This window comes from Polaribacter sp. (assembly GCF_036480315.1).
GTDB lineage: Bacteria > Bacteroidota > Bacteroidia > Flavobacteriales > Flavobacteriaceae > Polaribacter.
This window is the reverse complement of the sequence record NZ_JAZGGG010000058.1, coordinates 1-25,442: the sequence shown is the minus strand read 5'-3', so window position 1 is coordinate 25,442 and position 25,442 is coordinate 1. Positions and strand designations below refer to the sequence as shown.

At 29.9% G+C, this 25,442-nt stretch carries 20 protein-coding genes and 1 tRNA gene; 14 read left to right on the top strand and 7 right to left on the bottom strand.

The features are described 5' to 3' along the window. Positions 1-8: 8 nt before the first annotated feature. Positions 9-1,277, bottom strand: a complete 1,269-nt coding sequence (gene brnQ / locus V3V28_RS12150; protein WP_331365281.1) for a branched-chain amino acid transport system II carrier protein — start codon at positions 1,275-1,277, stop codon at positions 9-11. A gap of 1 nt (position 1,278) precedes the next feature. Further along, entirely contained in the window at positions 1,279-2,829 is a 1,551-nt protein-coding gene (locus V3V28_RS12145; RefSeq protein WP_331365280.1) for a serine hydrolase, read from the bottom strand. A gap of 93 nt (positions 2,830-2,922) precedes the next feature. Here V3V28_RS12145 and V3V28_RS12140 point away from each other — a divergent pair, with 93 nt between their 5' ends. Beyond that, positions 2,923-3,702 (top strand): alpha/beta fold hydrolase, encoded by a 780-nt coding sequence (locus V3V28_RS12140; RefSeq protein ID WP_331365279.1) that lies wholly within the window; start codon positions 2,923-2,925, stop codon positions 3,700-3,702. A 409-nt stretch (positions 3,703-4,111) separates the two neighbouring features. Here V3V28_RS12140 and V3V28_RS12135 read toward each other — a convergent pair whose 3' ends face one another. Both V3V28_RS12135 and V3V28_RS12130 read right to left on the bottom strand, forming a co-directional pair. Further along, on the bottom strand, positions 4,112-4,414 hold the full coding sequence (locus V3V28_RS12135) for a DUF6370 family protein (RefSeq protein ID WP_331365278.1): 303 nt from the start codon (positions 4,412-4,414) through the stop codon (positions 4,112-4,114). Between the two features lie 97 nt (positions 4,415-4,511). After that, positions 4,512-6,197: a glutamine--tRNA ligase/YqeY domain fusion protein gene (locus V3V28_RS12130; RefSeq protein WP_331365277.1), complete on the bottom strand. Its 1,686-nt coding sequence runs from the start codon at positions 6,195-6,197 to the stop codon at positions 4,512-4,514. Positions 6,198-6,421: 224 nt separating this feature from the next. Here V3V28_RS12130 and V3V28_RS12125 point away from each other — a divergent pair, with 224 nt between their 5' ends. The 9 genes from V3V28_RS12125 to V3V28_RS12085 all read left to right on the top strand — a co-directional run bounded on the left by V3V28_RS12125 (position 6,422) and on the right by V3V28_RS12085 (position 20,258). Further along, positions 6,422-6,634: a zinc ribbon domain-containing protein gene (locus V3V28_RS12125; RefSeq protein WP_331365276.1), complete on the top strand. Its 213-nt coding sequence runs from the start codon at positions 6,422-6,424 to the stop codon at positions 6,632-6,634. Between the two features lie 23 nt (positions 6,635-6,657). Beyond that, complete coding sequence (gene folB, locus V3V28_RS12120) at positions 6,658-7,020, top strand: dihydroneopterin aldolase (protein ID WP_331365275.1); 363 nt, start codon at positions 6,658-6,660, stop codon at positions 7,018-7,020. Positions 7,021-7,070: 50 nt separating this feature from the next. Next, positions 7,071-7,141 (top strand) — tRNA-Cys (locus V3V28_RS12115). A gap of 135 nt (positions 7,142-7,276) precedes the next feature. Further along, positions 7,277-12,823, top strand: a complete 5,547-nt coding sequence (locus V3V28_RS12110; RefSeq protein ID WP_331365274.1) for an alpha-2-macroglobulin family protein — start codon at positions 7,277-7,279, stop codon at positions 12,821-12,823. A gap of 140 nt (positions 12,824-12,963) precedes the next feature. Next, a complete protein-coding gene (gene pbpC / locus V3V28_RS12105; protein ID WP_331365273.1) occupies positions 12,964-15,312 on the top strand; it encodes a penicillin-binding protein 1C in 2,349 nt (782 codons plus the stop codon). A 118-nt stretch (positions 15,313-15,430) separates the two neighbouring features. Further along, positions 15,431-15,610, top strand: coding sequence for a hypothetical protein (locus V3V28_RS12100; RefSeq protein ID WP_331365272.1), 180 nt, complete (start codon positions 15,431-15,433; stop codon positions 15,608-15,610). Positions 15,611-15,787: 177 nt separating this feature from the next. Then, positions 15,788-16,633: an MBL fold metallo-hydrolase gene (locus V3V28_RS12095; RefSeq protein WP_331365271.1), complete on the top strand. Its 846-nt coding sequence runs from the start codon at positions 15,788-15,790 to the stop codon at positions 16,631-16,633. A 10-nt stretch (positions 16,634-16,643) separates the two neighbouring features. Beyond that, positions 16,644-18,344 (top strand): S8 family serine peptidase, encoded by a 1,701-nt coding sequence (locus V3V28_RS12090; protein ID WP_331365270.1) that lies wholly within the window; start codon positions 16,644-16,646, stop codon positions 18,342-18,344. Between the two features lie 69 nt (positions 18,345-18,413). Further along, the gene (locus V3V28_RS12085; protein WP_331365269.1) at positions 18,414-20,258 is read left to right on the top strand and encodes a M1 family metallopeptidase; all 1,845 of its coding nucleotides are present in this window, start codon (positions 18,414-18,416) and stop codon (positions 20,256-20,258) included. A 75-nt stretch (positions 20,259-20,333) separates the two neighbouring features. On the opposite strand, the gene V3V28_RS12080 is transcribed toward V3V28_RS12085, so the two are convergent. From V3V28_RS12080 to V3V28_RS12070, 3 genes are all read right to left on the bottom strand, one after another. After that, positions 20,334-20,999, bottom strand: a complete 666-nt coding sequence (locus V3V28_RS12080; protein ID WP_331365268.1) for a LysE family translocator — start codon at positions 20,997-20,999, stop codon at positions 20,334-20,336. Between the two features lie 92 nt (positions 21,000-21,091). Next, positions 21,092-22,138 (bottom strand): ferredoxin--NADP reductase, encoded by a 1,047-nt coding sequence (locus V3V28_RS12075; RefSeq protein ID WP_331365267.1) that lies wholly within the window; start codon positions 22,136-22,138, stop codon positions 21,092-21,094. A gap of 14 nt (positions 22,139-22,152) precedes the next feature. Further along, the gene (locus V3V28_RS12070; protein WP_331365266.1) at positions 22,153-23,142 is read right to left on the bottom strand and encodes an aspartate-semialdehyde dehydrogenase; all 990 of its coding nucleotides are present in this window, start codon (positions 23,140-23,142) and stop codon (positions 22,153-22,155) included. 299 nt (positions 23,143-23,441) lie between these two features. On the opposite strand from V3V28_RS12070, the gene trhO reads away from it, so the two are divergent. The 4 genes from trhO to V3V28_RS12050 form a co-directional block, all read left to right on the top strand. Then, positions 23,442-24,473 carry an oxygen-dependent tRNA uridine(34) hydroxylase TrhO gene (trhO, locus tag V3V28_RS12065; RefSeq protein WP_331365265.1) on the top strand — a complete coding sequence of 344 codons (1,032 nt, stop codon included), beginning with the start codon at positions 23,442-23,444 and terminating at the stop codon, positions 24,471-24,473. Positions 24,474-24,518: 45 nt separating this feature from the next. Further along, entirely contained in the window at positions 24,519-24,767 is a 249-nt protein-coding gene (locus V3V28_RS12060; protein ID WP_331365264.1) for a type II toxin-antitoxin system Phd/YefM family antitoxin, read from the top strand. Further along, a complete protein-coding gene (locus tag V3V28_RS12055) occupies positions 24,768-25,028 on the top strand; it encodes a Txe/YoeB family addiction module toxin (protein ID WP_331365263.1) in 261 nt (86 codons plus the stop codon). A gap of 224 nt (positions 25,029-25,252) precedes the next feature. Next, positions 25,253-25,442: hypothetical protein (locus V3V28_RS12050; protein WP_331365262.1), on the top strand; the 190-nt coding region annotated here is incomplete at its 3' end.

Here is a 25,442-nt window from a genome sequence, read left to right as displayed (position 1 = left end):
AAAATAATCTATTTTGATGTGTTTTTAAGGTTTAAAATAATAAAAACTAATAAAGCAGGAAGTACCCAACCCAAACTATGTTCTGCTAAAGGAATAAAATTTTTTACACCAGCTAAACTTTCTCTTGGAATAATAAAACCTAAAAAATCTGGAATACTGAAAATAAAAGTTACCAAAACAACGCTTCTAAAAACTAGTTTTGAAGCATATTTATTAGGAACAATATTTAATAAAATTAAAACGATTGTTATTGGATATAAAAACATTAACGCTGGTTCTGCCAATGTAATGATGAAATCTACTTGATAACTTCCTACAATAATTCCTATTATAGAAGCAATAGCAGCCGTAATAATGTAAGCTTCTTTAGAATCTTTACAAATTCCTTTTATATAATCTGCAGTTCCAGTTACAATACCAATAGCGGTTGTAAAACAAGCCAAAGCTACCAAAACGCTTAAAAATGTGGTTCCTAAATTACCTAAAGTTTGTGTGCTTAAACTTGATAAAATTTGAGTTCTTGAAGCATTTTCTGCAAAGGTTGAAGAAAATAAAGAGCCACTTAAAATTAAACCTCCGTAAATTAATAATAAACCAGTTCCTGCAATTAAACCTGCTTTTCTAATAAGGTTTCTTTTTGCATCAAAAGTGGTATGGCTACTGTAGTTTAATGAGATGATAATTACTGCACCAACAACAACGCCTCCAATAGCATCAAAAGTTTGGTAACCTTCTAGAATTCCGTCTACAAAAGGTGTTTTAAATGTTGATGGATTTACACTTCCTGGAGTACCAAAAAATGCAATTCCTATAATTATTAATAAAATTAAAACAATAATTGGTGTTAAAAACTTACCAATTAAACCGATAACTTTCGTTCTATTTATTGCAAAAATAAAAACAAGCACAAAGTAAATAACGCTTGTTAAAATTGCAGGTGTTTCAAAAAATGGTTGCACAGTCATTTCATGTGTGACTGCTGCTGTTCTTGGAGATGGAATTGCAATTGCAATTACATAAATTAAGAAACAATAAATTGTGCTAAATACCGGCGAAACTTTCTTACCAAAATCATACAAAGTTCCTTGTAGTTTTGCGTGTGCAAAAATGGCCAAAATGGGTATGGTAACTGCGGTAAGCACAAAACCAAGTACAACAATCCACCAGTCTGCTCCTGAATTTACACCCAATGTTGGAGGTAAAATTAAATTCCCTGCTCCAAAAAAGAGTGAAAATAATGCAAAACCTGCAATCCAAATTTCTTTTGTTTTATTCAAATTAGTTGACTTTTTTAAGTTTTAAGTGTTCAAAATCGAAACTGAAATCAGTAATTGGTGCTACAAATTTCATAGTAGCATTTGTAGCATTTCCGTTTTCATCAAAAGTAAATATCAAAAAAACATCTGCATCAAAACTTCTATTTGTCCACTTTGCAACATATGTTGTTTGGTTATAAGGCAATAATTCACCTACAATATCAGAAGATCTTTTACTTTTAATAGTATATGTTTTTCCATCAAAAGAAATTAGTACATCACCAAACCATTTATCAGTATAAGTGCCTATAATTTGATTTGGTTTTGGTAAATTTTTATCAACTTTTGCTAACTCTACTTTCTTAAAAACACTTGTTTTTATACTGTCGTTATATTTTAAATAATTGGTGTTTCTATCTCCATATTTTTTTATCCAATTTCTATCTTTATAACCTAAATAGGTATCTTTAATAGTATTTGTAATCGTATTAAATGCGCTTCCATTCATTTGATTTGTCAATACAACAATTGCCAAATCTAAATCTGGAATCATTGTAAATTGTGTAACTGTACCTAACAAACCACCTGTATGGTAAACTTGTTTATGTCCGCCTTTTACATCTGTTAAAAACCAACCCAAACCATATCCTCTAAAATTAGAGTTGTAACTATCTGTTTTACGAACTTTTAAAGGTGTTTGTAATTGCCATAATTCATAAAATTCTTTAGAACTCAATAATCTTTTTTCTTTTGAAGTAACTGCATCATTCATTAAAAACTTTGCCCAAGTAAGCATGTCTTTTACATTACTTACAATACCGCCAGCTGCATTTGCAGTTTCGCTCCAATCATGCGGAATTTGAACAACTTTCCCTTCTGTTCTTGTATGAGCATCAATAATATTGGTTCTATTTGTAACTCTGTTATAGGAAGCTTTACTGTTGTTCATGCCAACAGGTTTCATGATTTTTGTTTCAATAAATTCTTCCCAAGAAAGGCCACTTACACGTTTTAAAACTTCACCAGCAATAATGAACATATTGTTATTGTAAGCAAATTTACTTCTAAATGAACTTTCTGGTTTTAAGTGCTTTACGTTATTAATTACATCTGTAATTTTAAAATCATTTCCTTCAGGAAAAAACATTAAATCTCCAGCGCCTAAACTCATACCACTTCTGTGCGTTACCAAATCTCTAATTGTAAATTGCTCTGTAACCCAAGCATCGTATAATTGAAATTCCGGAATGTGTTTGCGTACTTTATCGTCCCAATTTAGTTTACCTTCATCAATCATCATTGCCAAGGCAAAACACGTAAAACCTTTACTATTAGAAGCAACACCAACCAAGGTATTTTCGTTCATATCTTTTTTATTGGTTAAAGAGCGAACACCATGACCTTTAGCATATACAATCTTTCCATCTTTTAAAATACCGACAGAAATACCAGGTACATTAAAAGTTGTTAAGGTTTTTGCAACTAATTTATCTAACTTTTTCTCTTGAATTTGAGCTGTTAAGGTAATTGAGGATATAAAGAGTAGTAAGGTTGTTATTTTTCTAAAAAACATAAGTTTAAGTTGTAATGAATTCTCACCAAATATAGTAAATACTTTATGATGTTTTAGATTTCTAAAAGCGAATCAAATCTTATCTTTGTTGCTATGGTTTTAGAATTTAAAAATGCTGAAATATTTTATACAGATCAAGGGAAAGGAACTGCAATTGTTTTAATTCATGGGTTTTTAGAAAATACTACAATGTGGCAAAATATAGTTCCAGAACTTTCTAAAAGAAACAGAGTTATTACCATAGATTTATTAGGTCATGGAAAAAGTGATTGTTTGGGCTATATGCATTCTACAGAATTATTTTCTGAAACTATAGAAGCCGTTTTAAAACATTTACGAATTAGAAAATCTATTTTAATTGGACATTCATTAGGTGGTTATGTTGCGTTGGCTTTTGCCGAGAAAAACCCAAACAAAGTAAAAGGTTTGTGTTTAATGAACTCTACAACCGAAGAAGATGACGATGAACGAAAAACTTTAAGGTTACGCGCCAATAAAATGATACAAGACAATTTTACTAATATGATAAGAATGTCTTTTGCTAATTTGTTTGGTGAAAAAAGTCGAACAGTCTTTAAAGATGAGATGAAATTGGCTTTAAATGAAGCTTTACAAACACCAATTCAAGGTTATATTGCTGGACAAGAGGGTATGAGGATTCGTCCAAATAGAAATCATGTTTTAGTAAATAATGATTTTAAAAAGTTGATAATTATAGGGAAAAAAGATCCAGTTTTAGATTTTGAAACTTCTTTAAAAGAAGCTGAAAACACAGATTCTGAAGTTGTAGTTTTTCCTGATGGACACATGAGTCATATTGAAAATAAAGATGAACTAACTAATGTATTAAAGGAGTTTGTAAAGAAATTGTAACCAGTTTTAAAAAAGCTAAAAAGTATCTCCTTTTACTTTGCAGACAAAAAACATCAACAATATTATAAATTTGAAAGATATAAAACTTCGTTTTTATATAGAACCAGATACTTTATGGCTCAAAACAAATAGACAAACTGATTTTGAAAGCTCGAATGCATTTACCATTCAGTAAATAGATAAAGTTCTTAAAAAGAATAATTGGGGAATTTCAGAATTAATTCAAACTAATAACAAGGGTTACCGGTTTAATGGAGAGAGAAATCCGCATAGTTGGTCTATTATTAATATTGACGAACTAATTGAATGGATTTTGTTATAATAATTAAAAAAGTCTATAATTTTAAATCACAGACCTTTTTAATTATTATTTCCAGTTACTTTTATCAAGCACAATCTTTTTAATTATCTATTCAAGAATCTTAATAGAAGTAGCTTTAAATCTACCATTTTCAATAGTACCAACAACATCTGCTTTTCTAATTACATTACAAAAACCAGTAGTTTTATCGTGAGCATCACCAAAATCATCTATGTTTGCGCCATCAATAAAATAAGCCTTATCATCAATTCTAATTGCTAAATCACAACCTTTAGGTTCTTCAATTTCGAATTTACATTGTCCACAAGAAACCTCTGCAACTTGTTTTATTTCTTTCTTGTTTGAGCATGAAGCTAAAACTAATAAACTTAAAAGGATTATTTTTTTCATAATTATAAATTTAAAAAACTTTTAAACGTCACTTTAACCAACATTTTTTTATAACACAACAGTAAGCACTGAAAACTGCCAACTGAATACTGTAAACTTATTTTTTAGCCCAAGAATCGCGTAATCCAACTGTTTTATTGAATACTAAATTTTCAGAAGTACTATCATCATCAACATTAAAATACCCTAAACGCTGAAACTGAAAACGTTCTCCAATTTCTGCAGTTTGTAAACTTGGTTCTAGAAAAGCTGTAATTTTTTCTAACGAATTAGGATTTACAAATTCCATAAAATTTTTGTCTTTATGAGAATCTGGTGCTTCATCTAAAAACAATCTATCATAAGCTCTAACTTCTGCTTTTACAGCATGTTTTACAGAAACCCAATGCAAAGTACCTTTTACTTTTCGTTTGCTTTCTTCTGTGTCCATTCCAGATTTTGTTAACGGATCATAAGTACATTGAATTTCAATTACGTTTCCATCTTCATCTTTTGTACAATTATTTGCTGTAATAAAATAAGCGTTTTTTAAACGAACTTCTTTTCCTAATTTCAGTCTAAAAAATTTCTTATTAGCTTCTTCTCTAAAATCTTCTTTTTCTATATAAATTTCTCTCGAAAACGGAACTTCTCTGCTACCAAAACCATCTTCATAATCATTATAATTTGCTGTTAGCATTTCTCCATCTCCTTCAGGATAATTTGTAATTACCACTTTTACAGGATCTAAAACCGCCATTACTCTTTTGGCTGTATTATTTAAATCTTCACGAATCTTAAACTCCAACAAAGCAACATCAATCACATTTTCACGTTTAGAAACTCCAACGGTTTCAATAAAATTCTTAATAGAATTTGGCGTGTAACCACGTCTTCTTAAACCAGAAATTGTAGGCATTCTTGGATCATCCCAACCAGAAACTAAATTTTGTTCCACCAATTTCATCAACTTACGTTTACTCATAACAGTATAACTTAAGTTTAAACGAGAAAACTCGCGTTGTTTTGGTGCATTAGGATAATCTGTTCTATTATAGTCAACAACTGCATCACGAAACCAATTGTATAATTTTCTGTGAGGTTTAAACTCTAAAGAACACAATGAATGTGAAATTTGTTCAATATAATCGCTTTCACCATGTGTCCAATCGTACATCGGGTAAATACACCAATCATCGCCAGTTCTATGATGCGTTTTAAACATAACTCTATACATTAAAGGATCTCTTAATAGCATATTATCATCTGCCATATCAATCTTTGCACGCAAAATATGTTCCCCTTCCTTAAATTTTCCGTCTTTCATTGCTTGAAATAATTCCAAGTTTTCTTCTACAGATCTGTTTCTAAAAGGACTGTTTGTACCAACTTGAGTTGGCGTTCCTTTTTGAGCACGCATTTCTTCCGAAGATTGAGAATCTACATACGCTTTTCCGTCTTTTATCAACAAAACTGCCCAATCATATAATTGCTGAAAATAGTCTGATGAATACAATTCATTTTCCCATTTATAACCCAACCAAGTAACATCTTTTTTAATGGCATCTACATATTCTTGCTCTTCTTTAGCAGGGTTTGTATCATCGAAACGAAGATTAACTGGCGCGTTGTATTTTTCACCCAAACCAAAGCTAATTCCAATTGCTTTTGTATGACCGATATGCAAATATCCGTTAGGTTCTGGCGGAAAACGAAAACGTAAATTTTCTTTCGGCATTCCATTTGCCAAATCCTCTTCAATAATTTGCTCTAAAAAATTTAATGGTTTCTTTTCTTCTGACATTTTCTGTTGAAATTGAACTACAAAATTACGGAAAATATACTCAAAACAAAGAGTTTTTTTGGGCGTTCGAGCGGGCTTTACATTACAATCTTTTGTTCGTGACTCACAAAAGGATTTCCACTTCAATCCCTAACGCAAACAAGCGTAATTGCTATATAAATTAAGTAAAGTTGTAACAAAGTCTGCAAAAAAGCATCTTATAAGAGAACAAACACTTAAATAAAATGAGCAAACCTTTAAATTATACCTGTCCAAAATGCAACAGTAAACACTATAAAGTTGGCGAAATGCGTGCAACTGGCGGAAAATGGTCTAAAATTTTTGACGTTCAAAGCGCAAAATTTACAAGTATAACTTGCGAAAAATGTAGTTATACAGAATTTTACAAGGCAAAAACGAGTGCATTAAGTAATATTTTCGATTTGTTTACAAATTAAGAAACAGTTGGTATCTTTGCTGTATGGGAATTATTAAAGTAAACAATATTAAACTCTATGCATACCACGGATGTTTAGGTGAAGAAGCCAAAATTGGTAGTGAATATAGAGTAGATGTTGCCGTAAAAGCTGATTTAAAAAAGTCGTCTAAAACAGATGAACTAACTGATACCGTAGATTATGTACATTTAAATTTTATAGTAAAAGAAGAAATGGCAATTCGTTCTAAATTATTAGAAGAAGTAGCAAAAAGAATATTAGATAGAGTTTTTAATGAGCTTTCCATGGTTAAAAAAGCCAAGGTTTCTGTTGCAAAAATTAATCCACCAATAGGCGGAAACGTTGAGGAAGTTGTTATAATTCTCACAAAAAAGCGTAAAAAGTAAAAAAGGCTTGCTTAAAACGATAAATTGCTTAAATTTGTCGTCCTTAAAAAGGTGTCTTGGCCGAGTGGCTAGGCAATGGTTTGCAAAACCATGTACAGCGGTTCGAATCCGCTAGACACCTCAAGAAAACCTTAATCGAAAGATTAAGGTTTTTTGTTTTTACGAATTCTAAAAAAAACTTCACAAATTCTAATTCATCCATTTTTTAGAATACTTAAATTCTTATTTTTGAGTTGTGCTTATAAATGCTACAACTATGAAAACAAAAAACTTACTTTCGGCTTTCGTTATTTTTCTATTAATTTTCTCTTGTAAAAAAGAAGAAATTAAAACAGATAACATTTTTAAATTCAAAGAATATATAAGTTATACAACTTCTGGTGTTGTTTCTGTGGTAAATAATATAGAAGTAAATCTTGCCAAAGAAATTGAAGGTTGGGAAGCCAACCAAGAAATTTCAACAGAAATTATTGCTATTAAACCTTATGTAAAGGGTAAAATAAAAACGATAAATAAGCACGCTTTTGTTTTTATTCCTGATGAAAGTTTAGATGCAGATAAAGAATATGCTGTAACTATAAAACTGAAAGAAATCTATAAAAGTATTCCAAAAGAATTTGAAAACTATAGATTTCAATTTAAAACAATTACACCTAATTTTAATATTCAAACCAATAATTTACAATCGTATTCTAAAGAATATCAATATGTAGATGGTGTTGTAAAATCTGCGGATATTATTTCATTAGAAAACGCTAAAAAGTTAATTCAAGCTTCACAAAAAGGAACTCAAAAAAAAATTATTTGGAACGAATCCTATCCCAAAAGCAAGGTTTTTGAATTTAAAATTGATAGTATTCAGCGTTTTGTAGAAGATAGTAAGTTATTAGTAAAATGGAACGGAAAAGCTATACATGCAGATTCTGAAGGGGAGAATGAACTCTTAATTCCCGGTAAAAATAACTTTAAAGTTGTTCGTTTAAATGTGAAAAATAACAATGAACAATATATTTCTATCAACTTTTCTGATGCACTTAAAAAACAACAAAACTTCGATGGCTTAGTAACAATTCAGAATGTAAAAAAGCCACGTTTTATTGTAAATGGTAATGAGTTAAAAGTATTTTCTAAAACAAAATTTCAAGGAAATATATTAGTCTCTGTTTTTGAAGGAATTAAAAATACAGATAACTATAAATTAAAATCAAAATTTACAGAAACGATTACTTTTCAGCGGAAAAAACCACAAATTAGAGTCATTTCTAATGGAACCATTTTACCAAATTCAAAAGACTTAAAATTCAATTTTGAAGCCATTAATGTTAGAGAGGTAGATGTTAGAATCATAAAAATTTATGAAGATAATGTGTTGCGATTTTTACAAGAAAACAATATAAATAGTAATCGAGAATCTGCAATAAAACGAGTAGGTAGAAGAGTTGCAAAAGAAACAATTACTTTAATTAAAAAATCGCAAAACAACACTCAAAAATGGAAAGCTTATAGTGTAGATATCTCTAAAATGGTTGAAACAGAACCTGGAGCAATTTATAGAATCGAGTTGAGTTTTAATAAAAATCAAACCTTTTATAATTGTGAAGAAAGTAGTTCTTCCGAAGAAAATTTAGAAGAAGATTTTTCTCAAGAGTATGAAGATTTAAGCGCCATTGAAAACGAAGAAGAAAGAGAAGAATTGTATTGGGATAATAAGTTATACAATTACAGAAACTATAGTTATAATTGGCGCGAAAGAGACAATCCTTGTAACGAAGCTTATTATGGTGACAATACTATAATTGCTCAAAACTTATTAGCGTCTAATCTAGGAATTATCGCAAAAAAAGGAACAAATAACGAATACTTTTTCGCTGTTACAGATATTTTAACCACAAAACCAATAAGAGGTGCAAGTATAAAATTATTTAATTATCAGCAACAAGAAATTTTAGCGACTAAAACAGATGCCGAGGGTTTTTCAATTATTGAAAGCCCTAAAAACGCAGCATTTGCAGTAATTTCTAAAGGAAACAATACAGGTTATATTAAATTATTTGATGGAAATTCTTTGTCTTTAAGCAAGTTTAATGTTGCAGGAAGTAAAACTCAAAAAGGTTTAAAAGGATATATTTATGGAGAACGTGGTGTTTGGCGACCTGGAGATTCGTTGCATTTAACTTTCTTATTAAATGATGCTGATAATAAACTGCCAAAAAATCATCCTGTTAAACTAGAAATTACAGATCCAAGTGGAAAATTGGTGTATAAAAAAGTAACATCAGAAAACTTAAATAATTTTTACACTTTTAAAGTAACCACTTCTCAAGAAGCAAAAACGGGTAATTATTCTGCGAAAGTTTCTGTTGGAGGTGCAAAATTTTACAAGAATTTAAAGATAGAAACGGTAAAGCCAAATCGTCTTAAAATTAAAGTAGATTTTGATGATGAAGTGCTGTCTAGCACAAAATCTATTAAAGGAAATTTAGAAGTAAAATGGTTGCACGGAACGCCAGCAAAAAATATCAAAGCAGAAATAAAAGCGAAAATTTCTACTACAAATTATAGTTTTAAAGAATTTAAAAATTATGTTTTTTCAGATCCATCAAGAACTTTTTCTTCTGAAGAAATAAACATTTTTGAAGGGAAGTTAGATGTAAATGGAATCGCAAAAATTAATAATAAATTAAAAATAGGTAAAAATGCTCCAGGCATGTTGAACGTTCAATTTTTGGTAAGAGCTTTTGAAACTGGTGGCGATTTTTCTATTGATGCTTTTACAAAAAAATATGCTCCTTTTTCTTCTTTTGTAGGATTAAAATCGCCTAAAGGAAATAGATATGGATCGTTTTTTACAGATGAAAATCAGACTTTTTATGTGGTTTCTGTTGATGAAAAAGGAAATACAATTGCAAATAGAGATTTAGAAATAGAAGTTTCTCAAATTAGATGGCGTTGGTGGTGGAGTTCTTCTAGTGATAACTTATCTAGATATACTTCTAGTTCTTATAATAAATCTTTTAAAACCATAAAAGTTAGTACAAATTCAAAAGGAAAAGGAAGTTTTAACTTAAACATTCCAGATATAAATAGAGGTCGATTTTTAATAAGAGTCATCGATAAAAAAAGTGGTCATTCAACAGGAAGAACAGCGTATTTTTATAAAAACTGGTGGCAAAATTCTGGTTCTGGTGATAAAGAAGCTGCAAAAATGTTGGTTTTTTCTGCGGATAAAGAAAAATACAATGTTGGTGAAACTGCTAAAATCACATTTCCATCAGGTAGTAAAGGACGTGCATTAATTAGTATCGAAAATGGTACAAAAGTATTAGAAACTAAATGGGTAAAAACTAAAAAAGGAACAACTTATGTAGAGATTCCTATCAATAAAAATATGACGCCAAATGTGTTTGTAAATATTTCTTTATTACAACCACATCAAGTTTCAGAAAACGATTTACCAATACGTTTGTTTGGTGTAATTCCGATTTTGGTAGCCGATAAAAGCACCAAATTAGAACCGCAAATTTCAATGTTAGATGAATTACAGCCAGAAAAAGAATTCACAATAAAAATTTCAGAAAAAAACAATAAAGAAATGACCTATACTTTGGCAATTGTGGAAGAAGGTTTGTTAGATTTAACACGATTTAAAACGCCAAATGCATACACTACTTTTTATGCAAGAGAAGCTTTAGGTGTAAAAACGTGGGATATTTTCGATGATGTTATTGGGGCGTATTCAGGGAGTGTAGATCAGGTTTTTGCAATTGGTGGAGATGGAAGTTTATCAAAAGGAAAAAATAGAAAAGCAAATAGATTTAAGTCAGTTGTAAAATATTTAGGTCCTTTTTATTTAGAAAAAGGGAAAACAAAATCACACAAAATTACCTTGCCAAATTATATTGGTTCTGTGAGAACAATGGTAATTTCAGGTGATGTAAAAAAGGAAGCTTTTGGAAATTCAGAAAAAGCAGTTCCTGTTAAAAAACCTTTAATGGTTTTGGCAACGTTGCCTAGAAAATTATCGCCAAAAGAAAAAGTAACCTTACCAATTACCATTTTTGCGATGGATAAAAAGGTGAAAAATGTAAAAATTGAAGTAAAAACTTCTAACGGAATTTCTGTAATTGGAAATAATATTCAAACCATCAATTTTGATAAACCAGATGAGAAAATGGTCTATTTTGAGTTGGATGTTTTAAAAGCAAATGACATAAATACTGTTGAAATTATTGCAACAGGAAATGGAGAAAAATCTACTTACAAAGTGGAGTTAGATGTTGTGAATCCGAATTCTATTACATCAAAAATTATTGACAAGAATATTGAAGGAAAACAAACACAAACTATCAATTTCGAAACCTTTGGAGTAGAAGATTCTAATACTGCAATTTTAGAGTTATCGACAATACCACAAATCAATTTTACAAGAAGATTAGATTATTTAATTCGTTATCCTCATGGTTGTGTAGAGCAAACGACATCGAGTGTTTTTCCGCAGTTATTTTTGAATGATCTTTTTGATTTGACTTCAGATATGAGGCGAAAAATTCAAAATAATATAGAAAACGGAATTAACCGATTGGGCAATTTTCAGAAAGCAAATGGAGGTTTGAGTTATTGGATGGGAGAAAATTATATGAACGATTGGGGAACAAGTTATGCTGGTCATTTTATGTTAGAAGCCGAGAAAAAAGGATTTGTATTGCCGTTAACTTTTAAGAGTAATTTTATAAAATATCAGAAAACTGCAGCAAGAAATTGGAGACCAAATTACAACAGTTATGCAAGAGATTTAGCGCAAGCTTATCGATTATATACGTTGGCTCTGGCAGGAAGTGCAGATTTATCTGCCATGAATAGATTGCGAGAATTTAAGCAAATTTCTAACGAAGCAAAATGGCGTTTGTCTGCAACTTATGCGTTGGTTGGTCAAAAAGAAGCGAGCAAAGAAATTATGCAAAAAGCAAATTTAAAATTCTCTGACTATAATTATTACAATTACGGTTCTGTTGCTAGAAATAGAGCAATGGCTTTAGAAGCCATGTTAATTACCAATAATAAAGAAGTGAAAAATATTGCCAAAAGAATCGCTAAAGATTTGTCTAGTAATAAATGGATGAGCACACAAACAACTGCTTTTAGTTTATTATCTATCGGAAAAATGGTGATTAAAAATGGCGGAAAAGCAATCAATATAAAGTATACAAATGATGGAAAAACAGAGAATTTACAAACTTCGAGTTCTATGGTTCAAAGAACTTTAAAAGTAAAGAAAGGTGCCAATTCTATCAATATTATTAATAATGAGAATAATATTGTTTTTGCAAGGGTTATTAATTCTGGGAAGTTGCCTTTGGGCGAAGAAACTTCTGAAAGAAGAGGTTTAAGTGTTTCAGTTGATTATAGAGATTTAAAAGGAAAAATCATCAATATTAAAAATCTAAAACAAGGACAAGATTTTGTAGCAAAAATTACGGTGAGTAATCCTAAAAATGAGACAGTAAAAGATATTGCATTAGCGCAAATTTTTCCTTCGGGATGGGAAATTGTAAATACTCGTTTTACAGATTTTGGAACTTCAGCAAAAAGTAGCGCACGTTATACAGATATTAGAGATGACAGAGTTAATTTCTATTTTGATTTGAATGAAGGACGAAGAAAACCTGATACAAAAACATTTACTGTGTTGTTAAATGCTGCTTATTTAGGGAGCTATTATTTACCAGGAATTCAAGTTGAGGCAATGTATGACAATGATTATTTGGTAAAAATAAAAGGGAATTGGATTGAAGTTGTGAAGTAATTGTGTTCTTAAAAGTAAGAATGTCATTTCGATCGAAATGAAATTGAGAAATCTCATAATTAATTAATTTCAATATGTGAGATTTCTTCATAAAGTCGAAATGATACTCAAACTCAAAACAAACATTTAAACATCAAAATTTGAAAATAACAAACTACATAAAACGTCATAAAAAGAAAACAATATTGGCTGTTATTCTGTTGGTTTTCTATGTGTTTTGTTTGCCAAAAGAGTTGTTTACAAAACCAACATCTACAGTAATTACAAGTAAAAATGACGAATTATTAGGTGCTTTAATTGCAAAAGATGGGCAATGGAGGTTTCCTCATAATGATAGTGTTCCAGAGAAATTTAAAACCTGTTTAATTCAGTTTGAAGATGAACATTTTTATAAACATCCAGGTTTTAATCCGATTTCAATTCTTAAAGCATTAAAAAAGAATTTTCAAGCCGGAAAAGTAAAAGGAGGAGGAAGTACAATTACACAACAAGTTATTCGATTAAGTAGAGGTAATAAAGGAAGAACGTATTTCGAAAAAGTGAAAGAATTAATTTTTGCAACACGTTTAGAATTTAGAGCATCTAAAGAAAAAATCATTGCTTTTTGGAGTTCAAATGCGCCTTTTGGTGGAAATATTGTTGGTTTAGACGCTGCTTCTTGGCGTTATTTTAATAGAAAATCTTCGGAACTATCTTGGTCTGAATCTGCAATTTTAGCAGTTTTACCAAATGCACCCAACTTAATTTATCCAGGTAAAAATCAACAAAGATTATTGGTGAAAAGAAACCGATTGTTAAAAAAATTACTTGTAAATAATGTAATTGATTCTTTAACGTATGAATTATCAATATTAGAAGAATTGCCACAAAAAGCATATGCAATTCCACAAATTACACCACATTTATTACAGAAAGTAAACAAACAAAAGAAAGGAGAATTTGTAAAAACGACTATAGATAAGCGTTTGCAAATTCAAGCAAATGCTATTGTAAAAAATCATTACAATCAATTAAGTAAAAACGGAATTTACAATATTTCTGTATTGGTTTTAGATGTAAAAACAAGACAAGTTTTAAGTTATGTTGGTAATTCTCCAACAGATAAAAAACATCAAAAAGATGTTGATGTTATAGATAAACCAAGAAGTACAGGAAGTGTCTTAAAACCGTTTTTATATGCTGCAATGTTAGATGCTGGCGATTTATTACCAAATACTTTAGTTGCAGATATTCCAACAAATTTTGGGAGTTATCAACCCGTAAATTTTGATAAAAAATATGCAGGTGCAATATCAGCAAAACTAGCATTGTCTAAATCTTTAAATGTACCAACAGTAAGAATGTTGCAAAGTTTCGGTTTGGGGAAATTTCATGATTATTTACAAAAATTGAATTTGAAAGATTTACGAAAAAATGCAAATCATTATGGCTTAACATTGGCTTTGGGTGGTGCAGAAAGTAACTTGTGGGACTTATGTAAAAGCTACGCATCAATGGCATCCACAGTAAATCATTATTCAGAAAATTCGAGTAGATATTTTAAAAATGAGTTCTGTGAACCTACTTATTATGCGAATAAAAATATTGATTTTGGAGAAAAATCATCAAAAAAAAACATTTTTGATACAGCTTCAATTTATTTAACTTTCGAGAGTTTAAAAGAAGTTAATAGACCAAATGCAGATCAAAATTGGGAGTTTTTTGATTCCTCAAAACAAATTGCTTGGAAAACAGGAACTAGTTTTGGGTTTAGAGATGCTTGGGCAATTGGTACAACCAAAGACTTTGTAGTTGGTGTTTGGGTTGGAAATGCAGATGGAGAAGGAAGACCAGGTTTGGTTGGTGTGCAAACTGCGGCTCCTATTTTGTTTGATGTTTTTGATAAATTACCAAATTCAGAATGGTTTGAAAAACCATTTGATGAAATGACAGAAGTTGAAGTTTGTACCAAAAGCGGTTTTAGAGCTACACATATTTGTGAAGAAAAAAAGTTAGAATTTATTCAGAATGCTGGATTGAAAACTGCACCTTGTCCGTTTCATGTTTTGGTAAATGTAGATGCATTAGAAAATTATCAAGTAAATACTTCTTGCGAACGTTTAGAAAATATCAAGCAGATATCTTGGTTTGTGTTGCCACCTTTAACGGAATATTATTATAAGAATAAAAACCCGTTTTATAAACCGTTACCAAAGTTTAGAAATGATTGTTTGGGTGAAAGTAAAAACTCGATGAAGTTTATTTATCCATCAGAAAAAACCATCATTTTTTTACCAAAAGATTTTGATGGAAAAAAGAATGAAATCATCTTTAAAATAGCACATTCTAATTCAGAAGCAACTTTATACTGGTATGTAAATGATACTTTTTTAGGAACTACAAAAGAGATTAATGAATTTGCAATTAATTTAAAAACAGGGGATTATGAAATTTCTGTAACAGATAGTTTTGGAAATGAAATCGATCAACAAATAATTGTAAAAGAGTAAACTACTTAAAGTTAACTTACTGCTAATCAACGAAAAAAAAGTACCGTTTATCGAAAAACAGGCTTTAAAGTGTCTTTTGTAAATATCTTTGTAAAACGAAATATTAAAACGAAAGATTATGTTTTTACAAATTTTACCACCAGACAACATAGCAACAGCTCAATCAGTTTTTGAGAATGAATTAGTTTTTGTTATTATAGGTTTAGCTATTGTGGTTTATGCTATTTTAAAACTTACTAATTTTTTAAGTAAAATTAAAATTACAAAAGACGCTAGCAAACCAAGTTATACTTCATAAGAAAAAACCACTATAATTTGTTTTTTAGTGGTAACTTTTTAGATTTTTCTTAACAAAAATTTAAATATTTTTCTACATCTTTGTGTTCTATGTACTCTAATATTGAGTATTGTTATACTTTAAGTCATTAAATGATTATTTTTATAAATAATTTTTAATGATTTTAATTTTTTAAGAATGAAGATATATCCAATAGAAACAGGTAATTTTAAGTTAGATGGTGGCGCAATGTTTGGTGTTGTACCTAAAACTATTTGGCAAAAAACAAACCCTGCAGATGCTAATAATTTAATTGATATGAGCATGCGTTGTATGCTTATTGAGGATGGAGATCGTTTAATTTTAATAGATACAGGTTTAGGTGCTAAACAAACAGATAAATTTTTTGGCTACTATTATTTATTCGGAAATTTTTCTTTGGATACTTCATTAAAACAACACGGTTTTCATAGAGATGATATTACAGATGTGTTCTTAACACATTTACATTTTGATCATTGTGGAGGCGTAATCGAATGGAATTCTCAAAAAACTTTACTGCAACCGGCTTTTAAAAATGCCAAATTTTGGTCTAATGACAATCATTGGAAATGGGCAACAGAGCCAAACCCAAGAGAAAAAGCATCATTTTTAAAAGAGAATATTAATCCTATTAAAGAAAGCGGACAATTAAATTTTATCCATAGAAATGCAAAAGATCAAATTGGTTTTGACGTTTTGTTTATGGACGGTCATACAGAAAAACAAATGTTGCCAAAAATTACGTATCAAGATAAAACCATTGTTTTTATGGCAGATTTACTGCCAACTGTTGGTCATATTCCTTTGCCTTATGTTATGGGTTATGATACAAGACCATTACTTACAATCAAAGAAAAAGCAGCGTTTTTAAACGAAGCTGCTACCAATAATTATTACCTTTTTTTAGAACATGATGCGTACAATGAACTTTGTACAGTAGAACACACAGAAAAAGGAGTAAGATTAAAAAATACACATAAATTTTCGGAGATTTTTAATTAGAAAAAGAAACATGAAGGTTTTAAAATCAATTTTTTTTACTGCAATAATTGCTGTTGCTTTTACAAGTTGTAAAACAACTTCAACACTAGTTCCTTTTTCTAAAGGTTTAGATACAATCAATACTATTTCTGCTAAAAAAGGAATTTTATCTGAAGATGAAATGATTAGATGGAGTCATGCTGATTTAGAAAAAGACTCTATTGCTGGTATGAGTATTGCCAGAGCTTATCAATTTTTAGAAGGAAAAAAAGGAGTTGAGGTTATTGTAGCAATTGCAGATTCTGGTGTAGATATAGAACATGAAGATTTAAAAGATGTTGCTTGGGTAAATCTAAAAGAAATTGTCGATAATAATAAAGATGATGACAACAACGGATATGTTGATGATCTTCATGGCTGGAATTTTTTAGGAAGTAAAGACGGCAGGATTGTAAATGCAGATCAATTAGAAATTACAAGACTTGTTAAAAAGGGACAAGATAAATTTGATGGTAAAAAAGCTTCTGAAATTGCTGAAGTTAATAAAATTGAATATCAAGAATATTTAAAATTAAAAGAAGAATATTTTAATACAATAGCAGAAAAGAAGAAAGAAATAGAAAGTATTACGGAAACTTATGAAAGAGTTCTAGAAATTGAAGAAAATTTTATTGCTGTAAAAAAACTCACAGGAAAAGAAAATCTAACTAGCGAAAACGTAAAAAATTTATGGCCAACAAGTATAAAAATTGCTACTCAAATTTCAGATGTTGTCAATATTCTAAATAATGGAATGACTGAAAAAAAATTAAATGAATATAAAAAAGAGGTTAAAGACTATAAAGAAAACATAGAAAAAGCAATAAAAGGGTATGATTTAGATTTTAATCCTCGTAAATCTATGGGCGACAATTTAGAAGATATTAATGATAAATATTATGGAAATAATAATGTTATTGGATCTAAAGAATTAGAAATGCACGGTACACATGTTGCAGGAATTGTTGCAGCTTCTAGAAATAACAATAAAGGTGTTAATGGCGTTGCAAAAAATGTAAAAATTATGACCGTTAGAGTTGTTCCTGATGGAGATGAGCACGATAAAGATGTTGCTTTAGGAATAAGATATGCAGTAGATAATGGTGCAAAAATAATTAACACAAGTTTTGGTAAACGATTTTCCCCAAACAAAGAATGGGTTTATGATGCTATAAAATATGCAGAAAAAAAGGATGTTTTAATTGTGAATGCCGCAGGAAATGATGGTAAAAACATCGATATTAGAAAATCATATCCAAGCGATTCTAAAGATCTAATAACTGAATTTACAGACAATGTTATTACAATTGGTGCTTCTAGTTTATATTATAATGAGCAATTACCAGCCAGTTTTTCTAATTACGGCAAAATAAATGTAGATGTATTTGCACCAGGAGTAGATATTTATTCAACAGTTCCTAAAGATGAATATGAAGCCATAAGCGGAACTTCTATGGCAGCACCTTCTACTGCAGGAGTTGCGGCTTTATTACGTTCTTATTACCCACAATTATCTGCAAGCCAAGTAAAACATATTTTAATGAATTCTGGTATCAAAATTAATTTTGATGTAATAAAACCAGGAACAAAAGATGAAAAAGTACCATTTTCAGAATTATCAGTTTCTGGTAGAGTTGTAAATGCCTACAATGCAGTTAAAATGGCGGATAGAATTGTAAACGAAAAAAAATAAACACAAAGAAAACGGTAATGTTATAATTGCTATTTTCAATTTTAATAATCAAACTTTAATTAATATAAGATGAAAAAATTACTCTTTTTTGGATTGTCAATGTTACTAGTTACTTCTTGTGCTCAAACAAAAGATGTTGATGATAAATCGTCCAATAAATCAATAACGAATAATAATTATTGGCAGCAACATGTAGATTATACCATGGATATTGATGTTGACGTAAACAACTATCAATACAAAGGAAAGCAAGAGTTAGTCTATACAAATAATTCGCCAGATGAATTAAATAAGGTGTTTTATCATTTGTATTTTAATGCTTTTCAACCAGGTTCTCAAATGGATGTTCGATCATTAAATATTAAAGATCCTGATGGAAGAGTAAAAGATAGAATTAGCAAATTACAACCAAATGAAATAGGTTATATAAAAGTAAATTCACTAAAACAAAATGGTGCCGCTACTTCTTACGAAACGGTTGGTACAATTTTAGAAGTTACTTTAGTAAAACCAATAAAAGCCGGAGAAAGTGTTACTCTTGAGATGCTTTTTGATGCGCAAGTTCCTGTTCAAATTAGAAGAACAGGTAGAGATAACAAAGAAGGAGTTGCACTTTCTATGTCTCAATGGTATCCAAAAATGGCAGAATATGATTTTGAAGGTTGGCACACACCACCTTATATAGCACGTGAGTTTCAAGGTGTTTGGGGTAATTTTGATGTTACACTTCATATTGATAAAAATTATACGGTTGGTGGAACAGGCTATTTACAAAATCCACAAGAAATTGGTCATGGTTATGAAGATAAATCAAAGTCTTTAAATGTAGCAAATACAGATAAATTAACTTGGCATTTTAAAGCTCCAAGAGTTCATGACTTTATGTGGACTGCAGATCCAGAATATATTCATGATAAATTAACAATGGAAAATGGAATAGATTTACATTTTTTATATAAGAAAAATCTTGAAGCGAAATATTTAAAAAACTGGAAAGATTTACAGCCAAAAACGGCTGAATTAATGACTTATTTTTCTGATAATGTAGGTCAATATCCATACAGACAATATTCTGTTATACAAGGCGGAGATGGAGGAATGGAATATGCAATGTCTACTTTAATTACAGGTAAACGTAAGTTTGGAAGCCTTTTTGGGGTAACTGCACATGAAATGGCACATACTTGGTTTCAGTTTTTATTAGCAACAAATGAAAGCAAACATCCTTGGATGGATGAAGGTTTTACATCTTACATTTCAGGTAAAGCATCGGCTAAAATATTAGGTAAAGGTGATAAAAACCCAAATGCAGGACCATATAGAGGTTATAATTATATGGTAAAATCTGGTGCTGAAGAAGTTTTAACAACACATGCAGATAGATACAAAACAAATAGAGGTTATGGCTTTGCTAGTTATGGTAAAGGAAGTATGTTTTTAGCACAATTAGAATATATTATTGGTGCAGAAAATACTGCAAAAGGATTAAAAAAATATTTTACAGATTTCAGTTTTAAACATCCTACACCAAATGATATTAAACGTTCTATGGAAAAAATTTCTGGGATTGATTTAGATTGGTATTTAAATGAATGGACACAGACTTTACACACCATAGATTACGGTATTAAATCTGTTGATGGAAGCACAGTTACTTTAGAAAGAATTGGGCAAATGCCAATGCCAATAGATTTAGAAATTATGTATGTAGATGGTTCTGTAGAAAGTTTTAATATTCCTTTAAGAATGATGAGAGGAAGCAAACCGACTTCTGCAACTGTTATTGAAGATTGGGGTTGGGCAATGCCAACATATTCTTTTAAAGCAGCAAAAAACGTAAAATCTGTTACTATTGATAAAAGTAAATTAATGGCAGATATTAATGATGAGAATAATGTTTTTGAAGTAAAATAATACTTTATTATTATAAAGAAAAAGGCCTCATTTACTAAAATAAATGAGGCCTTTTTCTTTCTGTCAATTTATGTTTTAATGAATAAATTCATTAATTTTTTCATTTGGTATAAAACCTTTCAATATTAAAAATACACCGAAAATTATTAAAAGAATACCCATTATTCTTTTAAAGCGATAGACAACTAAAGGAGTCATTTTACTTTTTAATTGTTTAGCTAAAAGTATTTTTCCTAAATCTGTAAGTGCATAACCAAGAATTACGGTTGCAAAGTACCAAAAAATACTAGTAGGATTCATGTTTAAAGTTGGGCCAACGACCACAACAATACCTAACCAACCTGCTAAAACACCAACATTTATAAAGTTTAAGAAATAGCCTTTAAAGAATAATTTTATATAATTACTTTTAAGAGGAACTTCAATTGTTTTTGCAGCTTCTAAAGCCTCTTTTTTACTTTGCTTATCAAAGTAGGTAATTAATCCGTAAATAATAAGAACTAAACCTCCAATAAAAAATAAACGTGGATCATCTTTAATTTTTTCTAAAAGTGATCTACTTCCATAATAAGCGATTAAAATAAAAGTAATATCACCTAAAATAACACCAATATCAAAAGCAATAGCGGCTCTTGCGCCTTTTAAAATACTAGTTTGAATTAGCATAAAAAAGACAGGACCAATCATAAAAGCCATGAAAAACCCAATAAAAAAGGCATTTTTAAAGTCGTAAATATCCATTGTCTAAAATTAATACTTTTAATTGAGGGATAAAAAAAAGGATGAATAAATCATCCTTTTTTTAATATAAAACATTGTAAAATATTTATTAATTAGACATCATCAAAATCAATAGAAATTTTAGAAGTTGTTGGATGTGCTTGGCAAGCTAAAATAAAACCTTCTTCTATTTCACTATCAGTTAAAATTGAGTTTTTAACCATTACCGCTTTTCCTTCAGTAATTTTACATAAACAAGAACTACAAACTCCACCTTGGCAAGAATAAGGTGCGTCTAAATTGTTACGTAAACTTGCAGCTAAAATATCATCGGTTTGAGACATTGTAAACGTAGTTTCTTCATCATCTAAAAGTACCGTGATTTCTGTATCTCCTTCTTTAATTTCAGAAACAGCATTTTCATCAACTGAAGCCGTAAACAATTCAAAATAAATATTTTCTTTAGTAAAACCACGTTCGGTTAAAGTTGCAGAAACCTCATTAATCATTTCTTCTGGCCCACATAAATACGCTGCATCAAAAGAGATGTTTTTGTAACTATTATTAATGTAAAAATTAGTGTGTGCTTTGTCTATTCTACCAAATAATGCATCCTCTTGTTGTTCTCTACTACAAATATAATGTAGGTTAAAACGTTCTGAATTTGCTTCTTTTAAAGCATCTAATTCGCTTTTAAAAATGGTGTCTTCTGCTGTTTTATTTCCGTATATTAATGTAAAAGTAGAAGAGGTTTCATTATTTAAAACATCTTTAACCATCGATAGAATTGGTGTAATACCAGAACCTACAGCAAAAGCAATGTAATTCTTATTCGCTTTTGGATCTAATATAAATTTTCCTTCTGGTTCAGAAATTTCAATAAAATTTCCTTCTTTTAATTCAGAAGTTGCATAAGTAGAAAAAGTACCGTTTTCTACCGCTTTAATTGCTACTTTTAAGTACGTATCGGTTGGTGAAGAACAAATAGAATACGCTCTTCTAACCTCTTTACCGTTAATTGTTTTTTTAAGCGTTAAATATTGCCCAGCATGAAAAGCAAATTTCGACCTTAAATTTCCGGGTATTTTAAATACAAGAGAAACCGCGTCTGCGGTTTCTCTTATCACTTCTTGTATGTTTACTTTGTGAAATGTTGCCATTAAAAATGTTTATTTTACACCAAATTATTTTCTACTAAATATTCGGCAATTTGAACTGTGTTTGTAGCTGCACCTTTACGTAAGTTATCTGCAACAATCCACAAATTTAAGGTATTTTCTTGAGATTCATCCTTTCTAATTCGTCCAACAAAAACTTCATCTTTATTGTGAGCATTTATTGCCATCGGGTAAACGTTGTTTGCCAAATCATCTTGCACAATAACTCCAGGAGTTTCGCTTAAAATCTGTTTAACATCTGCCAAATCAAATTCATTTTCAAATTGAATATTTACAGCTTCCGAATGCCCGCCAGCAGTAGGAATTCTAACAGCAGTTGCCGTTACAGAAAAAGAATCATCACGTAAAATTTTCTTTGGTTCTTTTATCAACTTCATTTCTTCTTTTGTGTATCCGTTTTCTAAAAAAACATCACAATGCGGAATTGCATTTCTACCAATTTTATGTGGGTATGCCATTTCTCCATCAATACCAGCCTCTTCATTATCTAATTGCTGAACCGCTTTTACACCAGAACCAGAAACAGATTGATAGGTAGAAATTACCACACGTTTCATTTTATATTTTAAATGTAATGGAGATAAAACTGCCACTAACTGAATTGTAGAGCAATTAGGATTTGCAATAATTTTATCATCTTTTGTTAAAACGTCTCCGTTAATTTCCGGAACTACTAATTTCTTTGTTGGGTCCATTCTCCAAGCAGAAGAATTATCGATAACCGTTGTACCAACTTCTGCAAATTTTGGTGCCCATTCTAAAGAAGTATCTCCACCAGCGGAAAACAAAGCAATATTCGGCTTCATTTTTACAGCATCTTCCAGTGTTACAATGGTGTATTTTTTTCCTTTATAGGATAATTTTTTTCCAGCAGATCTTGCAGATGCTACAGGAATAAATTCTGTTATTGGTAAATTACGCTCTTCTAAAACTTTCAACATTACTGTGCCCACCATTCCCGTTGCACCTACTACAGCTATTTTCATCGCCTAAAAATTTAATATTAAAAATTGAGTTGCAAATATCTTAAAAATAATAATCATACAAATCACTTACACCCTTATAAATCAACTAAAGTTTAAAATTGAAGCACAAAAAATCCTGATGTTTAATTTTAAACTTTCATTTTTTGAAGCTATTTTCCATCTTTCAACGATTCAATAAAATACCATAACCATTGAACTCATGATAAAAATCATAAAATCTGTTTCTAAAATTTGTAACTTTGCAACAAGATAAACTGAAAAAAATTCAATTTAAAATAGTTAAACCTAATTAGTATAGCATGCAACTGTACAATAAGTTAAGCGCCATAGAACGCGCTGCATTAATAGACGAAGCTGGCAAAGACCGCTTAACAATTTCTTTCTATCAATATTATAAGATAGAAAATCTACAATTATTTAGAGATAAGTTATTCCTAGAATGGAACGAACTCGATGTTTTAGGTCGAATTTACGTTTCTTACGAAGGTATAAATGCGCAACTTTCTGTTCCATCAGAAAATTTTTACGCCTTAAAAGACCAATTAGACAGTATTTCTTTTCTAAAAGATATTCGTTTAAATGTTGCAGTAGAACACGATAATAAATCGTTTTTAAAGCTAAAAGTAAAAGTTAGAAACAAAATTGTTGCCGATGGTTTAAATGATGAAACTTTTGATGTAACCGCAAAAGGAGTGCATTTAAATGCAGCGGAATTCAACAAAATGTTAGCAAACCCAGATACTGTTTGTGTAGATATGCGTAACCATTACGAAAGTGAAATTGGTCATTTCGATGGTGCAATAACACCAGATGTAGACACGTTTAGAGATTCTTTAGACATTATTGAAGAAGATTTAAAAGATAACAAAGAAGATAAAAATTTATTGATGTATTGTACTGGTGGAATCCGTTGCGAAAAAGCTTCAGCCTATTACAAGCATAAAGGGTTCAAAAACGTTTTTCAATTAGAAGGCGGAATTATAGAATACACGCGTCAGGTTAAAGAAGAAGGAATCGAGAATAAATTTATCGGTAAAAACTTTGTGTTCGATCATCGAAGAGCAGAACGTATTACAGACGATGTAGTTTCTAATTGTCACCAATGTGGTAAAGCGTGCGATGAACATACAAATTGCGCAAACGAAGCATGTCATTTGTTATTTATACAATGTGATGAATGTTCAGAAACCATGGAAAATACTTGTTCTATAGATTGTAAAGAAATAATTCAATTAACTTTTGAGGAGCAAAAAAAATTAAGAAAAGGCAAAGGAAATAGCAATAAAATTTTCAAAAAAGGGCGTAGTGAAGTTTTAAAGTTTAAGAAGTAAAATATAAAAAGTACTTAAATAAGTTCTTTTTACTATATTTGTAACATGGAAACAGTAAATTATACAGATTTTCGTTCAAATTTAAAACATTGGTTCGATAAAGTTTTTAATGATGTTAGTGACATTATCATTAAAAGAAAAGGAGGTAAAGACCTTGTCTTAATATCTTTAGACGAATATAATTCTTTAAAAGAAACAACCTATTTGCTTACAGGCAAAAACAGAGATGTTTTATTAAATTCCATTAAAGAATTAGAATCTGAGAAAGGATTTCAAAAAGAATTAATCGAATAAATGAAATTAATTTGGTCTACTACTTCTTGGAATGATTATTTGTATTGGCAAAAAGTTGATAAAAAAATCGTAAAACGAATTAATGAACTGATAAAAAATTGTTTAAGAACGCCTTTTGAAGGCATCGGAAAACCCGAAGCTTTAAAAGGAGATTTACAAGGGTATTGGTCTAGAAGAATAACCTCTGAACATCGATTGGTTTACAAATACGAAAACGAACAAATATTTATTGCAGCTTGTCGTTATCATTATGGTAAATAATTTATTTTAAATGAAATACAAAGAATTTAAAAGACCTCAATTAGAGGTCTTTTTTTGTGGTATTATTTTTGAATGTAAAAAAAAACAGGTATTTATACCTAACGGAAAACCGTGAGTTAACTCACGGTTTTCCGTGAGCAAAAAATTTCACTGTTTTCCGTGATTGACAAGCTCACTTTTTAAGTTTATTTTTATAAGATAATAAATGCTAAATTTAAAAAATTATGAAAAGAACAAAAATTGCTAATTATTTAAAACTCTTAATTCTATTTTTTGGAGTTTCCTTGTTGTTATTTAATTGTGAGAAGGATGAAATAATTGTACCAATAGTTAAAGAGAATACAGAAGTACATAAACCATATGCTGTTTATAAAAAGAAATCAGAAATACCTGAAAAAATATTTAATTTTATCA

What these genes read in the sequence shown, in the direction of transcription:
- V3V28_RS12145 (WP_331365280.1), bottom strand. Translation starts at nt 2,829, where the DNA reads ATGTTTTTTAGAAAAATAACAACCTTACTACTCTTTATATCCTCAATT.
- V3V28_RS12140 (WP_331365279.1), top strand. Translation starts at nt 2,923, where the DNA reads ATGGTTTTAGAATTTAAAAATGCTGAAATATTTTATACAGATCAAGGG.
- V3V28_RS12135 (WP_331365278.1), bottom strand. Translation starts at nt 4,414, where the DNA reads ATGAAAAAAATAATCCTTTTAAGTTTATTAGTTTTAGCTTCATGCTCA.
- V3V28_RS12130 (WP_331365277.1), bottom strand. Translation starts at nt 6,197, where the DNA reads ATGTCAGAAGAAAAGAAACCATTAAATTTTTTAGAGCAAATTATTGAA.
- V3V28_RS12125 (WP_331365276.1), top strand. Translation starts at nt 6,422, where the DNA reads ATGAGCAAACCTTTAAATTATACCTGTCCAAAATGCAACAGTAAACAC.
- folB (WP_331365275.1), top strand. Translation starts at nt 6,658, where the DNA reads ATGGGAATTATTAAAGTAAACAATATTAAACTCTATGCATACCACGGA.
- V3V28_RS12110 (WP_331365274.1), top strand. Translation starts at nt 7,277, where the DNA reads ATGAAAACAAAAAACTTACTTTCGGCTTTCGTTATTTTTCTATTAATT.
- V3V28_RS12100 (WP_331365272.1), top strand. Translation starts at nt 15,431, where the DNA reads ATGTTTTTACAAATTTTACCACCAGACAACATAGCAACAGCTCAATCA.
- V3V28_RS12095 (WP_331365271.1), top strand. Translation starts at nt 15,788, where the DNA reads ATGAAGATATATCCAATAGAAACAGGTAATTTTAAGTTAGATGGTGGC.
- V3V28_RS12090 (WP_331365270.1), top strand. Translation starts at nt 16,644, where the DNA reads ATGAAGGTTTTAAAATCAATTTTTTTTACTGCAATAATTGCTGTTGCT.
- V3V28_RS12085 (WP_331365269.1), top strand. Translation starts at nt 18,414, where the DNA reads ATGAAAAAATTACTCTTTTTTGGATTGTCAATGTTACTAGTTACTTCT.
- V3V28_RS12080 (WP_331365268.1), bottom strand. Translation starts at nt 20,999, where the DNA reads ATGGATATTTACGACTTTAAAAATGCCTTTTTTATTGGGTTTTTCATG.
- V3V28_RS12075 (WP_331365267.1), bottom strand. Translation starts at nt 22,138, where the DNA reads ATGGCAACATTTCACAAAGTAAACATACAAGAAGTGATAAGAGAAACC.
- V3V28_RS12070 (WP_331365266.1), bottom strand. Translation starts at nt 23,142, where the DNA reads ATGAAAATAGCTGTAGTAGGTGCAACGGGAATGGTGGGCACAGTAATG.
- trhO (WP_331365265.1), top strand. Translation starts at nt 23,442, where the DNA reads ATGCAACTGTACAATAAGTTAAGCGCCATAGAACGCGCTGCATTAATA.
- V3V28_RS12060 (WP_331365264.1), top strand. Translation starts at nt 24,519, where the DNA reads ATGGAAACAGTAAATTATACAGATTTTCGTTCAAATTTAAAACATTGG.
- V3V28_RS12055 (WP_331365263.1), top strand. Translation starts at nt 24,768, where the DNA reads ATGAAATTAATTTGGTCTACTACTTCTTGGAATGATTATTTGTATTGG.